The sequence below is a fragment of the Brachybacterium sp. HMSC06H03 genome (assembly GCF_001807385.1).
GTDB lineage: Bacteria > Actinomycetota > Actinomycetes > Actinomycetales > Dermabacteraceae > Brachybacterium > Brachybacterium conglomeratum.
In genome coordinates, this window is record NZ_KV788714.1 from 1 (window position 1) to 13,290 (window position 13,290).

A 13,290-nucleotide genomic window follows, 5' to 3' on the forward strand; every position below is an offset into this window, starting at 1 on the left:
CGACCATCACGGTCGCGGGCCCTCGTGCATCCTCGGGGGCGACGGGCGCCGCGTGCGCCGGATCGCCGGGCCGCCGGGTCGCCGGGTCGGCCCCGCAGCGCGGCTCCACTTGGGCTTCACAGTCGTTCATCCCACCTGGCCGCCGGGGAGGCGGCGACCTAGTGTGACCGCATCCCCGACGTCCCCCGATGAGGAGCTGCCGTGCACATCCAGACCGCCGCCGTGCACACCCTGCGCGATTTCGAGCACGGAGCGGTCGTCCCGCCGGTGCACCTGGCCTCGACCTTCGAGCTCGACCCCGCCACCGAGGACGGCGCCTACGCCTACCAGCGCGGGGCGAACCCCACCCGCGCCCAGCTGGAGCAGGTCCTCGCAGCGCTGGACGGCGCCCGCCACGGCTTCGCCTTCGCCTCCGGCATGGCCGCGACCGCCGCCTCGCTGACCACCCTCGAGGTCGGCGACGAGGTGATCCTCCCCGCGAGCGTCTACGGCGGTACCTATCGCCTGGTCGACCTCGTGCTGCCGGGACGGGGCATCACCGGCCGCTTCGTCGCGGACCTCGCCGAGCTCACCGACGAGGACTTCACCCCCGCCACGCGCGCCGTCTTCGTCGAGACCCCCGCGAACCCGACCCTGCGCATCACCGACCTGCGCCGCATCGTCGAGCTCGCCCACCGCCACGACGCCCTCGTGATCGTGGACAACACCTTCATGACGCCCGTGCTGCAGAAGCCGCTCGCGCTCGGCGTCGACATCGTCGTGCAGTCCGCCACGAAGTACCTCGCCGGTCACTCCGACCTCCTCGCCGGGGCCGTCACCACCGACGACGACGGGCTCGCCGACGCGCTCCGCCTCGCCCAGAAGGCCCAGGGCGGGGTGCTCGGCCCGCAGGACTCCTTCCGCCTGATCCAGTCGATCAAGACCCTCCCGCTGCGCCTGGAGCGCCAGCAGGCGAACGCCGAGGCGATCGTGGAGCATCTTCGCGGTCACGAGCGCATCGCCCGGGTCTGGTACCCCGGCTCGCACAGCGAGGAGGAGGCGCGCCTGCACGACGCCCAGGCCACGGGCCGCGGCGCCGTGCTCTCCTTCGAGCTCGCCGACGGTCTGGACCGCGTCGCCTTCCTGCGCGCCCTGCGCTACCCGGCCTACGCGGTGAGCCTCGGCGGCGTCGAGTCGCTGATCTGCCGCCCCGCCACCATGACCCACGAGGCGATGACCCCCGAGGCCCAGGCTGCGGCGGGCATCAGCACCGAGATGCTGCGCCTGAGCGTCGGCATCGAGGACCTCGCCGATCTCCTCGAGGACCTCGACCAGGCCCTCGCCGCCGCCGGCTGATCCTCCCGGTCCGCTTTCAGAACCTTTTCGCGGGCCGGGTCACGCTTCGCTCACGGCGCAGGCCGTGCCCAGGCATATCTCGGGAACGGCCGATAGGCTGAGGCGGTCGGTCCGGTGGATTCTCCCGCAGACCCGTGGGCTCCGCCGTCGACCCCCGATCATTCCCACGTGAGGAGTCCCATGGCACGCCACAACATCGTGTTCGGCCGTGACCAGGCAGTGCAGCAGGGCGGCAGCGCGTACAGCGGCCCCCGCTTCGGCCAGGCCGCGCAGTCCGGACCCGCCCCCGACACCCAGTGGTCCTCCGGCTTCGGCCAGCAGGGCGGCGACCAGCTCGAGGCGATGTACGCCCGCCCGGCCGCCACCGGTCACGACACCGGTCGCATGACCATGCGCGATGCGCTCAACGCCATCAGCGCGACTCTCGGCGTGATCATCGTGGTCGGCTTCGCGGTCGCGATGACGCCGCTCGCCCTCGGCCTCGTCGCCGGCGACCAGGGGGTCCAGGCGGGCCTCGCGCTCACCGGCGTCGCGACCCTCGTCGGCCTGATCGGCGGACTCGTCCTGTCGCTGGTCAACATCTTCAAGAAGCAGCCCTCGCCGATCCTGGTGCTCGCCTACGCGGCCTCCGAGGGCCTGTTCCTCGGCGGGCTCAGCGGGACGATGGAGTTCATCTACCCCGGCATCGCGATGCAGGCCGTGGTCGGCACCCTCGCGGTGGCCGCCACCGTGCTGGTCCTCTTCCGGGTCGGCGTCCTGCGCACCTCCCCGCGCCTGAACAAGATCTTCTTCGTCGCGATGGTCGCGTACCTGCTGTTCGGGCTCGTGAACATCGGCTACCTGCTGCTCTCCGGGCAGAGCCTTCGCGACGGCGTGCTCGGCCTCGTCATCGGCGGCCTCGCCGTCGTCATGGCCTCCTACTCGCTGGTGATGGACTTCGAGGACGTCCAGCGCTCCGTCGAGGCGGGCACGCCGCGGAAGTACGCCTGGCGCCTCGGCTTCGGCATCGCCGTGACCATGGTGTGGCTGTACGTCGAGGTGCTGCGGATCCTGATGATCCTGCGCGGCAACGACTGACGCCACCGCGCGACGCCGCCGGCGTCGCACTGCGTATGCTGAACGGCGGGTCTCCTCGGGGGCCCGCCGTTCTGCCGCCCGGCGCTCGACCATGCAGGAGGAGACCACCGATGGGACTGTGGCAGTGGGTGCTCGACAACTGGGCCCTGGTGTGGACCTATCTCTACGTCGGCATCGATGTCGTCCTGCGGCTGATCAGCCTGGTCGTCGTCCCCCGGAACCGTCGGCCCGGCTCGGCGCTCGCCTGGCTGCTGGCGATCATGGTGCTGCCGATCGTCGGCTTCCCGCTGTTCCTGCTGCTGGGCCGCTCCCAGCTCCCGAAGCGCCGGCTCGCGAAGCAGAGGGCCGTGAACCGGCTGCTGCGGGTGCGGGCCCACGAGATCCCTGACAGCGAGCTCGACGAGGACGCGCCCAGCTGGCTGCAGTCCGCCGTGCAGCTGAACCGCGAGCTCGGCGCCTTCCCGCTGACCGGAAAGAACTCGGCCGAGCTCGAGATCGACTACGACACCTCGATCGCGCGGATGGCCGAGGACATCCGCGCCGCGCGCGAGAGCGTCCACGTGCTCTTCTACATCATGGGCCTCGACGAGGTCACCGAGGACTTCTTCGAGGCGCTCGCGGAGCGGGCCGACGCCGGCGTGACCGTGCGGGTGCTGTACGACCACTGGGGCGCGGTCAGCCACCGCGCCGTGTACCGCGCGATGCGGCAGAAGCTCGACGCCCACGGCATCCAGCACGCCCCGATGATGCCGATCCGCCTGTTCCGCGACGGCGCCTTCCAGCGCCCGGACCTGCGCAACCACCGCAAGATGGTCATCGTCGACGGCGAGGTCGGCTGGATGGGCAGCCAGAACCTCATCGCCGCCCACTACGACAAGCCCGCGAACATCCGCCGCGGCCTGCACTGGCAGGAGACGATGGCCCGCTTCCGCGGCCCGATCGTCTCGGAGCTGAACCTGCTGTTCGCCTCCGACTGGTACTACGAATCCGACGAGATGCTCGACGAGCAGACGCTGGTGAGGCCCTCGCCGGACACCACCGGCACCTACGAGTGCCAGCTCGTGCCCAGCGGACCCGGCTTCGTCGAGGAGAACAACCTGCTGCTGTTCAACCAGCTGTTCTACTCGGCCACCCGGCGCATCGTCGCGGTCTCGCCCTATTTCGTGCCCGACGAGTCGATGCTCTCCGCCCTCATCACCGCCGCGCGGCGCGGGGTCGAGGTGGAGCTGTTCGTCTCCGAGATCGGCGACCAGTTCCTGGTCTTCCACGCCCAGCGCTCCTACTACTCGACGCTGCTGGACGCGGGGGTGAAGATCTGGCTCTACCGCGCCCCGACGATCCTGCACGCCAAGCACGTCACGATCGACGACTCGGTCAGCGTGGTCGGCTCCTCCAACATGGACATGCGCTCGTTCCTGCTGCAGATGGAGTGCTCGCTGATGGTGGGCGGCACCGACTTCATGGAGAAGATGCGCGAGGTGGAGGACACCTACCGCTCCCGCAGCCGGCAGCTGACGCGCGAGGAGTGGGAGTCCCGGCCCCGGACCATGCAGGTCATCGACAACCTCTGCCGCCTCGCCTCCTCCGTGGTGTGAGGGAGCGCCCCGGCCGAGCGGCGGGCCCGGGCAGGGGAGGAGCTCAGGCGACGCCGGTGAGGGACTCCAGGGCCTCGGCGGCGGCCTCCTCGTGCTCGGCGACGCCGACCGCGGTCTCGAGCATGAACACGCTCGGACCCTGCGGGGTGTCCAGCACGATGACCGTCAGGCTGGTCGCGGAGGTCTTCTCCATCGGGGCCTTCGCGAAGTTCACGGTCGCGGTGGTGCGATAGCCGGGCAGGCCCGCGATCGTCACCGGTTCGGTGACCTGGTCGTCGAGCGTGCGCCCCTCGGTGTCGCCCCAGATCGACGCGGCGAAGTAGCACGCGACGATCTTCTCGGAGGCGACCTCGTCGCCCGGGTACTCGATGCCGGGCTGCCATTCGACGGCGCCGACGAACATCCCCGAGTACCAGCCGTCCTCGACCTGCGCGTAGGCGCCCTGGGCGTCGTTCACGTACGCGACGCCGCGGGGCGTCTGCCGCTGGTCGTAGACCGCGGGCGGGATGAACTGCAGGCCCCCGCCGCGCAGCTTCCCGGAGGGGTTGTCGCCGGCGCGCTCCATGGTCTCCGGCTGCCAGCAGCGCTCCTCCTCGACCTCGCCCGTCGGGGTCGACGACGCGCTCGCCGAGGCGCTCGACGGGTCCGTCGTGGTCGCGGTCCCGCCGGCGGAGGGATCGCCGCCGTTCCCGCGCAGCACGAGATAGCCGATCGTGCCGCCGACGATCAGCAGGAACACCGCGGCGAAGGCGATCCCGCCGATCAGCAGCGGCGTCGCCCGGCCGCCGCCCCCGCCGGGGGTGGCGGGCTGGGTGGAGGTGAACTGCGGTCCGGTGTGCACGGCTGCTCCTGCAGGGGGATCGGGACGCGGTCGGTCACTCGACGACGTCGAGGCTCGCGATGATGTCCTCGAGGTTCTGGACATGCTCGGGCTGGTCGGCGGCGACGTCGCTGGCCAGGGCGCTGGGGCCGTTCGGCGTCTCCACGACGATCGACGTGACGATCGAGGCGCTCGAGGTGTCCAGCACCTCGGGGTCCTCGAAGTGGTAGGTGGCCTGGACGATCCAGGCGGCGGTGCCGTCCACCGTCATCACCTCGGAGCGGTAGTCGGTCACCTCCGGGTGCTCGCCGAAGTGGGAGACGACCCCGGAGGTGGTCGCGTAGCACTGGAAGATCGCGACGGCCGCGGCCTCGAGACCGGGATAGCCGCCCTCGTCCTCGGGGAAGGTGACCCGGCCGAGGTTCACGACGCTGTACCAGCTGCCCTCGACCCGTCGGCCGTCGGCCGCGAGCTCGGTGAGATAGGGCAGGGAGTGGACGGCCCAGCCGTCGCCCCAGCCCTCGGGGCTGGTGTACTCCAGCCCGCCGCCGCGCACCTTGCCCGCGCCGGAGGGCTGCGGCGGGGTCGTGTTCTGCGGGACCGTGCACTCGGTGGTGGGGGCCTGGGTGAAGATCGGCGGGGGAGGGGCGATGTCCGGGTCCTCGGGATCGGGGACGTACTCGGACTGGCCCTCGGCGCTGCGGGGCCCGGCCGAATAGGCCGACGGGTCCGGATCCTCGAGCACGGAGCGGAAGACGGTCTGGGAGAGGATCAGCGCCAGCACGAGCAGGATGACGACCGAGCCGCCGATCACGGCGATCATCGTCAGCCGGGTGCGGTGGCGGGCGCGCTCGCTCGGCTCGCCGAGGGTCGCCGGCCCGTGGTCCTCGCCGAAGTCGGGGAGTCCCGTCGGGGAGGACGAGGAGGCGAAGTCGGGCAGGGGGGCGCTCTCGGGCGCGCCCTCGCCGTGCGGCTCCTGCGTCATCGGCACCTCCCCTGTCCCGGGCCCTGTCCCCGGTCGCCTCCCGGCGGGGTCCCCGTGACCCCCGTCCGGGGGAGATTGTCCCACGACCGGGCGCGTCCGCCGGGCATCCGGGCCGCCGCGTCCCGGCAGCGGGATGCCAGGGAGGGTTGGTACTCTCCGCTCACGGGTCACCCGGGACCCGGTCCACTCGTCGGATGGAGATCGCATGCGCCCGCCCCTCGTCCTGTCCATCGCCGGATCGGAGTCCGACGGCGCCGCCGGCGTCCAGGCGGACCTGAAGACCTTCACGGCGCTGGGCTCCTACGGTGCGAGCGCCGTGACGATGGTGGTCTCCGCGTCCCCGCAGGGCGTGCGCGGGGTGCACCCGCTGCCGCCCGAGGTGGTGCGCTCCCAGATCGACGCGGTCTCCGAGGAGCTGCTGCTGGACGCGACGAAGATCGGCTCGCTGGGCAGCGCCGCCGTGGTCGCCGAGGTCGTGGCCGCGCTGCGCGCCCATCGTGAGCGCTTCGGGACCGTGGTGCTGGACCCGGTGATGGTCAGCGCAGACGGCACGGCGCTGATCTCGGCGGAGGGCGCCGCAGCGATCGAGCACGACCTGCTCCCGCTCGTGGACGTGCTGGTGCTGACCATGAGGGAGTCCGCGCAGCTGCTGCGCCGGGCGGTGGCGACCTCGATCGAGGAGATGCGCGAGCAGGCGCTCGCGCTCGTCGCGAAGGGGCCCCGCTCCGTCCTTATCACGGGCGGGTCGCTCCCGGGCGACGAGGTCGTGGACGTGCTGGTCCATCCCGGCGGCACGGATCTGCTGCGGGGGCAGCGGATCGAGGGCCGGGCGCTGCGCGGAGCGGGCACGACCCTGTCGGCCGCGCTGACTGCCCAGCTCGCACGGATCGCCGAGTTCGACCGGGCGGGGGAGCTGCAGGAGATCGGCGAGTCGGGCACGGACGACGACATGCCCACGATCGTCGCCTCGGCGCGCGAGTTCGTGGCGAGCGCGAGCGAGAACGCGCAGGACTGGCGCCTCTCCCGCACCGCCGGCGGCCACGGCCCGGTGAACCACCTCATCACCCTCGGCAAGGACTGAGCGACGTACTGGCGAGGGACGAGCCGGTAGGAGCTCGGTCGAGAGGACAGGGACTGAGCCGGGCAGAGAGCCCGGCCCGCCGCCGGCCCCGCCGAGCCCCGCTCGCTGACATCCCTGCACCGTCGGGACATGGTCGGCTGCTGGCGTGTGGCGTGCCGCTACGCCTATACAGGCGTACTGGTACGCCATGCGCCATCTCCCGACCGGAGCCACCGGCGCCGGCCGGGCCGCTCGGAAGCGCGGGCCCGCCTCCTGGTGCCGCGCGCGGTCAGAGCAGCCCCAGCGCCTCCTTCAGCGCGAGCATCCGGCCGGCGGACTCCCGCACCCGCTGCTCCTGCTCCTCGCCGCGCCCTGCCCATTCCTCGATCGCGTCGACGAGCTCGCCGGTCAGCGACGGGTCGGCGGTGAGCACCGCGTCGCCGCCCGCCTCGAGCAGCCGGGTCGCCCGCTCGGCGACGGGGACGTCGGCGACGGCCTGCGCGGCGCCGATGTCGTCGGTGACCACGAGCCCCTCGAAGCCGAGGCCGTCGCGCAGCAGGTCCTGGATCGCGGCGGCGGAGAACATCGCCGGGACGTCCGGCTCGATCCGCGGGTAGATCGCGGAGGACATCATCACCAGCTGCGCGCCGGCGTCGATCCCGGCGCGGAAGGACTCGAGGAACGGGTCCTCGGGCCCGGTGGTCGTGTCCTCGATCCCCTCGGCGGAGAAGTCGGTGTTCTGCTCCACCCTGCCCAGGCCCGGGAAGTGCTTCAGCGTCGCGCCGATGCCCTGCTCTGACAGCGCCTCGACCGCGGTGGTCACGCAGTCGGCGACCTGCTCGGGATCGGTGCCGAAGCCGCGGTCCAGCCCGCCCACGGGCTCGTTCGCGTCGCCGAGCTCCGGGTCGACGACGTCGGCGACGGGGGAGAGGGCCACGTGCAGCCCCAGCGCGGAGAGGTCCTCGCCGATGCTCGTGTACGCGTCGGCCACCGCCTGCGGACCCTCGGCGCCGAGGGTCTCGGCCGAGGCCGTCTCCCGTGCCGCGTCGCCCCGCAGCATCCGCACCTGGCCGCCCTCCTGGTCCACGGCCAGCAGCGGCGGCAGCTCGGGGCGGGCGAGCGAGAGGGCGGAGTCGACGACGGCGTCGACCTGCTCGGCGCTCTCCCACACCTGCAGCAGGAAGATCCCTCCGGCGTGGTGCTCCTCGAACGTCGCGGTCGGGATCTCGGAGCCGGCGGCGATGCCGACGAGGACCAGCTGTCCGGCGATCTCGCGCGGCGAGAGCCCCTCGAGCAGCTGCTCGGCGACGCTCGACGGGGCGGTCGTCGTCGGCTCCTCGCCGTCGGACGGGTCGCCGTCGGACGGGGCGGTGCCGCCGTCACCGCCGTCGGAGGGGGCCGCGCCCCCGCCGCCGCTGCCCGGGGAGGTGGCGTCCTCCTCAGGGGAGGTGCAGGCGGCGAGAGCGGCCGCGGGGGCGAGGGCGAGCAGGTGACGACGTCGCATACCGCCAGTGTTCCATGCACGCAGCGGGCCCGTCGGACCGGGTCCCCGTGCCCGGCGCTCGCCGTATCGTGTCCTCCATGAGCGACCAGATCCTCCCGCAGGACCATCCGCACGCCGCGCGGCTCGAGAACGGCACCGGCACCTCGCTGGCCGAGTGGACGGACCGGCTCGACGCGGCCGGCGGGCGCGACCTCGACCACACCGCGATCGCGCGGATGCTGGTGGAGCGGTGGGAGGTCGAGGAGTGGTGGGCGCAGGGCGTCACCGTCGCCTACGAGCAGGTCATCGGGCGCCGCGTGGTGGGGCAGAGCTGCGACGGGGACTTCTCCGCCTCCGCCTCCCGCACCGTGCCCGGCACGCCGACGCAGGTGCGCGACCGCTGGGACGCGTTCATGACCGATGCCCGCCGCGACGGCCTCGGTCTCGAGGAGCCCTCGCTCAGCGACACCGCGACGTGGCGCTACTGGCGCGCGGCCGTCGCCGACGGCAGCCGCGTCTCGGTGAACATCACCGCGAAGGACGAGGGCCGCAGCACCCTCGGCATCGAGCACAAGGGCCTGGAGACGGCCGACGCGCGGACCGCCTGGAAGGACGCGTGGAAGGGCGTGCTCGGCGAGTTCACCGCGCTCCCCGCCACGACGAGCACCGGGCAGGGCGACCGGTGACGGACCCCGCCCCCACGACCGACCGGACCACGACCACGGAGATCCTCACGATGACCGACAGCACCGACCAGGCCGAGCGCACCGCGCAGCTCCCCGCCCCCGACGGCAGCACCGACCCGCACGCCTGGCTGGAGGACGTCACCGGCGAGGAGGCGCTGGACTGGGTGCGCGAGCGCAACGCCCGCGCCGAGTCCGCACTGGAGAGCGTCCAGGACCCCGCCGATCCCGACGGCGCCCCGCTCGCGGAGACCCTGCAGGGGCAGATCCGCGAGATCCTCGACGCGAAGGACCGCATTCCCGGCGTCGTCAAGCGCGGCGAGCACCTCTACAACGTCTGGACCGACGCCGAGCACGAGCGCGGGCTGTGGCGACGCACCACGATGGAGTCCTACCGCACGGACGAGCCCGAGTGGGAGATCCTGCTGGACGTCGACGCGCTGAACGAGGCCGAGGGCGAGGACTGGGTGTGGCACGGCGCGCGCCTGCTCCGCCCGGAGGGCCTGGCCGACGGGGAGCCCTACCGCCGCGCCCTGGTAGCGCTCTCCCACGGCGGCTCCGACGCGGACGTCACGCGCGAGTTCGACCTCGAGACCCTCTCCTTCGTCCCCGAGTCCGAGGGCGGCTTCGTGCGCCCCGAGGCCAAGGGCTCCCTGTCCTGGATCGACGAGGACACCGTCTGGGCCTGCACCGACTTCGGCGAGGACACCATGACCAGCTCCGGCTACGCCCGCCAGGCCCGGATCTGGCGACGCGGCACGCCGCTGGACGAGGCGGAGCTCGTCCACGAGATCCCCGCCTCGGACATGGCGGTCTTCGCCGCGCACGACCACACCCCCGGCTGGGAGCGGGACTGGATCGTCGAGGCCCACGCCTTCTACGACCAGACCGTGCACGTCGTGGACCGCTCCGCGACCCCGCCGGAGCTGACGACCGTCGAGGTGCCCCGCGACCTCGAGGCGACCGCGCACAGGGACCTGGGGATCTTCAGCCCCCGCAGCGACTGGCAGGTGGGGGAGGACGTCTACCCGGCCGGATCCCTCGTCGTCGGCGACTTCGCCCGCTTCCAGGCCGGCGAGCCCGAGCTGCACATGCTCTTCGAGCCCACCGCCTCCACCTCCCTCGCGGACATGACCATCACCCGCACCGCCGTGGTCCTCTCCATCCTCGAGGACGTCGTGCACCGCCTCGAGGTCCACACCCGCGACGAGCACGGGCAGTGGGTGCGCCGGGATCTGTACCCCGAGCTGCGCGGCTCGATCGGCGTCTCCGCCGTCGATGCCGACGAGAGCGACGAGATCTGGGTGACCGTCACCGACTTCATCGAGCCGACCGCCCTGCTGCTCGGGGACCTCTCCGAGGTCGCCGTCGGCGGCGAGCCGACGGACCTCGAGCCGGTGAAGTCCGCCCCGGCCCGCTTCGACGCCGAGGGGCTCGAGGTCACCCAGCACTTCGCCACCAGCGACGACGGCACGCGCATCCCGTACTTCGAGATCTCGCAGGTACGCCAGGAGGGGCAGGAGCCCGGCCCGCGACCCACCCTGCTGTACGGCTACGGCGGCTTCGAGATCTCCCTGACCCCGTCCTACCTCGGCGCGATCGGGAAGACCTGGCTCGAGCGGGGCGGCACCTACGTGCTCGCCAACATCCGCGGCGGCGGCGAGTACGGCCCCGCCTGGCACCAGGCGGCGCTGAAGGAGGAGCGCCACCGCGCCTACGAGGACTTCTCCTCGGTCGCGAAGGACCTCGTCGAGCGCGGCGTCACCGACCGCGACCACCTCGCGGTGCGCGGCGGCTCCAACGGCGGCCTGCTCACCGGGAACATGCTCACCCAGTACCCGGAGCTGTTCGGCGCGGTGATCATCCAGGTGCCGCTGCTGGACATGAAGCGCTACAGCCACCTGCTGGCCGGAGCGTCGTGGATGGCGGAGTACGGCGACCCCGACACCGAGGACTGGGAGTTCGTGCGCACCTTCAGCCCGTACCACCTGCTCTCCGAGGAGAGGGCCGCGGACTACCCGCCCACCTTCGTGCTCACCTCCACCCGCGACGACCGCGTCCATCCCGGCCACGCCCGGAAGTTCACCGCGGCGCTCGAGTCGCTCGGCGCCGACGTGCGCTCCTGGGAGAACATCGAGGGCGGGCACGGCGGCGCGGCGAACAACGAGCAGGCGGCGCGGATGAACGCGCTGCTGTACACCTTCCTGTGGGACACGATCGGCAGTGCGACGGGCAGCGGTGCGACGGGCGGCGACGCATGAGAAGCCCCGTGCCCCGTCGGACGCGATGAGAGGACGGCGATGAGCGAGGAGCCCCGCACCTCCCGGACCCCCACGTCCGGGCTGCCCGCCCTGCCCCTGCCCCGCCGGATCGCGCCCTGGGCGCGGCCGGTCGAGATCATCGAGCGCGCCACGCAGGACGAGCTGCTGCAGATCCGCAACGACCTGATGACCGTCTACCGCGAGGTGGAGGGGGAGGGGCCGGAGCTGTTCCCGCTGCGCTACGCCCGCGCGACCCCGCGCCGTCCCCGCCGGGTGCGGGGAGCGGACGGGAGCCCCCCGCCCGAGTCCCTCAGCCCCGAGGTGCCGGTCCTGATCCTGCCCGACGGTCCGGCGCGGGCCTCGGTGCTGCCCTACGACGTGCTGCGCCGCAGCCTCGCCGCGCGCGGGGTGGACGTGCTGATGATGGAGCATCGCGGCGTCGGCTTCTCCCGGCTGGACGCCGTCGGGGAGGACCTGCCCGCCCGGGCGATCACGCTGCGGGAGGTGGTGCGGGACGTGCTCGCCGTGCTCGACCACGCCGGCGTCGAGCGGGCGGCGCTCGTCGGCACCGGCTACGGCGCCCAGCTCGCCCAGATCCTCGCGATCCTGCACCCGGAGCGGGTGCACTCCCTGGTGCTGGACTCCCCGCGCAGCGCCGCGACCGACGAGCTGGTCGCCCAGCGACGTCTGCGCGAGCTGTACTGGGACGGCGGCGAGGCGACCACCTCGTCCACCGCCGCCGTGCTGCGCCGCCTCGCCGAGGAGGGGAAGGTGGAGGCCTCCCGCGCCGGCCCCGTCGTGCTCGCCGTCCACGAGCACGGAGGACCGGCCGCGGTGCGCGATCTCGTGGACCTGCTCGCCGTCGGTCGCGGCTCCCTGACCTGGTCCAGCGTGCGGAAGGTGCTGAACCGGGCCTGGCTCGAGTCGACCCCGTTCGTGGTCGAGCACGACCTCGTGGCCCGTCTCGCCCACACGGAGCTCGGGTACGGGGCGCATGCCGACGGGGGACCGCTGGACCCGCTGCTGCTCACCGGCGAGGAACGCCGGGCCGTGCCGCCCTTCGCGCGCGAGCCGATCGACCTGCACGCCCTCGCCCCCGCGATCACCGCCCCGACCCTGGTGATCTCGGGGAGCCAGGACCTGGTCAGCCCGACGCAGGTCGCCCGGGAGGTCGCCGGGCGGATCCCCGGCGCGCAGCTGCTGGAGATCCGCGGCGCGGGCCACTCGATGCTCGACACCCGCAGCCGCATCCTCCAGATCGCGGCGCGCTGGAGCGCCTGCGGGGTCGCGCACCGGCTGCCCGAGCACGCCGCGGAGCTCGCGGCGCTGCCGGTCTCCGCGACCGACCGGGCCCTCTCGCGGGGCCTGCAGATCGCGCTGGCGGCGGAACGGCACTCGCCGTGGCGGCTCCGGCTCGAGTCCGCGCGGGCGGAGCGGGAGCGGCACCTGCTGGAGCGGGCACAGGCGACCTCCCGAGGTCAGCGGGGCCGACGCACCGGCACCGTCCGTGAGGACCCGATCTGACGAGCACCGCCGGCCCGGCCTGACGAGACCCGAGCACCCTGCCTTCCGGCGCTCGCCTCAGGCCCGGCAGGCCACCGTGAAGCCGCCCTCGTCGAACACCGCCCGGTACTCGGCGCCCCACCGCTGCTGCGCCCAGACCGCCAGGTCATCGGGCGGCATCGAGTTCCAGGAGAACGCGTACCAGTCACCGAGCACGCAGTCGGGGACGCGGTCGTTCGGGCCGTGCAGCCACTGCACGTCGTGGTCGGGCACGGCCTGGGCGAGGAGCGTGATGTCCGCCGCGAGGACCGCGTCGTCGGGCACCGCCTCGAGCGCGGCCTGCGCGGGCTCGGCCCGCCACGTCGGCTCCCACTGCTGCGGGCGCAGCACGTCCAGCACGGGCATCTGGGGTCCGAGCACCAGCGTGACCGCGGCGCACAGCGCGACGGCGGCGGTCCGCACCGGCCTGGGCGGCAGCGGCGCGTCGC

At 73.0% G+C, this 13,290-nt stretch carries 10 protein-coding genes and 1 pseudogene; 7 read left to right on the forward strand and 4 right to left on the reverse strand.

The window, feature by feature from the left end; genetic code table 11:
• The first annotated feature begins 201 nt into the window (after positions 1–201).
• The 3 genes from HMPREF3159_RS05040 to cls all read left to right on the forward strand — a co-directional run bounded on the left by HMPREF3159_RS05040 (position 202) and on the right by cls (position 4,007).
• Entirely contained in the window at positions 202–1,335 is a 1,134-nt protein-coding gene (locus HMPREF3159_RS05040) for a trans-sulfuration enzyme family protein (RefSeq protein WP_070499960.1), read from the forward strand.
• A 180-nt stretch (positions 1,336–1,515) separates the two neighbouring features.
• Positions 1,516–2,412: a Bax inhibitor-1/YccA family protein gene (locus HMPREF3159_RS05045; protein ID WP_070499961.1), complete on the forward strand. Its 897-nt coding sequence runs from the start codon at positions 1,516–1,518 to the stop codon at positions 2,410–2,412.
• A gap of 110 nt (positions 2,413–2,522) precedes the next feature.
• Positions 2,523–4,007 (forward strand): cardiolipin synthase, encoded by a 1,485-nt coding sequence (gene cls / locus HMPREF3159_RS05050; protein ID WP_070499962.1) that lies wholly within the window; start codon positions 2,523–2,525, stop codon positions 4,005–4,007.
• Positions 4,008–4,050: 43 nt separating this feature from the next.
• Here cls and HMPREF3159_RS05055 read toward each other — a convergent pair whose 3' ends face one another.
• Positions 4,051–4,848 carry a hypothetical protein gene (locus tag HMPREF3159_RS05055; RefSeq protein ID WP_070499963.1) on the reverse strand — a complete coding sequence of 266 codons (798 nt, stop codon included), beginning with the start codon at positions 4,846–4,848 and terminating at the stop codon, positions 4,051–4,053.
• 34 nt (positions 4,849–4,882) lie between these two features.
• On the reverse strand, positions 4,883–5,812 hold the full coding sequence (locus tag HMPREF3159_RS05060; RefSeq protein ID WP_070499964.1) for a hypothetical protein: 930 nt from the start codon (positions 5,810–5,812) through the stop codon (positions 4,883–4,885).
• A gap of 205 nt (positions 5,813–6,017) precedes the next feature.
• Here HMPREF3159_RS05060 and HMPREF3159_RS05065 point away from each other — a divergent pair, with 205 nt between their 5' ends.
• The gene (locus HMPREF3159_RS05065; protein WP_070499965.1) at positions 6,018–6,893 is read left to right on the forward strand and encodes a bifunctional hydroxymethylpyrimidine kinase/phosphomethylpyrimidine kinase; all 876 of its coding nucleotides are present in this window, start codon (positions 6,018–6,020) and stop codon (positions 6,891–6,893) included.
• 268 nt (positions 6,894–7,161) lie between these two features.
• Here HMPREF3159_RS05065 and HMPREF3159_RS05070 read toward each other — a convergent pair whose 3' ends face one another.
• Positions 7,162–8,376 (reverse strand): glycoside hydrolase family 3 N-terminal domain-containing protein, encoded by a 1,215-nt coding sequence (locus HMPREF3159_RS05070; RefSeq protein ID WP_070499966.1) that lies wholly within the window; start codon positions 8,374–8,376, stop codon positions 7,162–7,164.
• A gap of 77 nt (positions 8,377–8,453) precedes the next feature.
• On the opposite strand from HMPREF3159_RS05070, the gene HMPREF3159_RS05075 reads away from it, so the two are divergent.
• The 3 genes from HMPREF3159_RS05075 to HMPREF3159_RS05085 are packed head-to-tail and all read left to right on the forward strand — an operon-like array spanning position 8,454 to position 12,823.
• Positions 8,454–9,041, forward strand: a complete 588-nt coding sequence (locus tag HMPREF3159_RS05075; protein ID WP_070499967.1) for a hypothetical protein — start codon at positions 8,454–8,456, stop codon at positions 9,039–9,041.
• Positions 9,042–9,091: 50 nt separating this feature from the next.
• Positions 9,092–11,299 carry a prolyl oligopeptidase family serine peptidase gene (locus HMPREF3159_RS05080; RefSeq protein WP_070499970.1) on the forward strand — a complete coding sequence of 736 codons (2,208 nt, stop codon included), beginning with the start codon at positions 9,092–9,094 and terminating at the stop codon, positions 11,297–11,299.
• Positions 11,300–11,338: 39 nt separating this feature from the next.
• The gene (locus tag HMPREF3159_RS05085) at positions 11,339–12,823 is read left to right on the forward strand and encodes an alpha/beta fold hydrolase (protein ID WP_070499968.1); all 1,485 of its coding nucleotides are present in this window, start codon (positions 11,339–11,341) and stop codon (positions 12,821–12,823) included.
• Between the two features lie 57 nt (positions 12,824–12,880).
• Here the strand turns inward: HMPREF3159_RS05085 and HMPREF3159_RS05090 are convergent.
• Positions 12,881–13,290 (reverse strand): annotated as a pseudogene (locus tag HMPREF3159_RS05090) (hypothetical protein); the annotation flags it as partial.

What these genes read in the sequence shown, in the direction of transcription:
- HMPREF3159_RS05045 (WP_070499961.1), top strand. Translation starts at nt 1,516, where the DNA reads ATGGCACGCCACAACATCGTGTTCGGCCGTGACCAGGCAGTGCAGCAG.
- cls (WP_070499962.1), top strand. Translation starts at nt 2,523, where the DNA reads ATGGGACTGTGGCAGTGGGTGCTCGACAACTGGGCCCTGGTGTGGACC.
- HMPREF3159_RS05060 (WP_070499964.1), bottom strand. Translation starts at nt 5,812, where the DNA reads ATGACGCAGGAGCCGCACGGCGAGGGCGCGCCCGAGAGCGCCCCCCTG.
- HMPREF3159_RS05065 (WP_070499965.1), top strand. Translation starts at nt 6,018, where the DNA reads ATGCGCCCGCCCCTCGTCCTGTCCATCGCCGGATCGGAGTCCGACGGC.
- HMPREF3159_RS05070 (WP_070499966.1), bottom strand. Translation starts at nt 8,376, where the DNA reads ATGCGACGTCGTCACCTGCTCGCCCTCGCCCCCGCGGCCGCTCTCGCC.
- HMPREF3159_RS05075 (WP_070499967.1), top strand. Translation starts at nt 8,454, where the DNA reads ATGAGCGACCAGATCCTCCCGCAGGACCATCCGCACGCCGCGCGGCTC.
- HMPREF3159_RS05080 (WP_070499970.1), top strand. Translation starts at nt 9,092, where the DNA reads ATGACCGACAGCACCGACCAGGCCGAGCGCACCGCGCAGCTCCCCGCC.
- HMPREF3159_RS05085 (WP_070499968.1), top strand. Translation starts at nt 11,339, where the DNA reads ATGAGCGAGGAGCCCCGCACCTCCCGGACCCCCACGTCCGGGCTGCCC.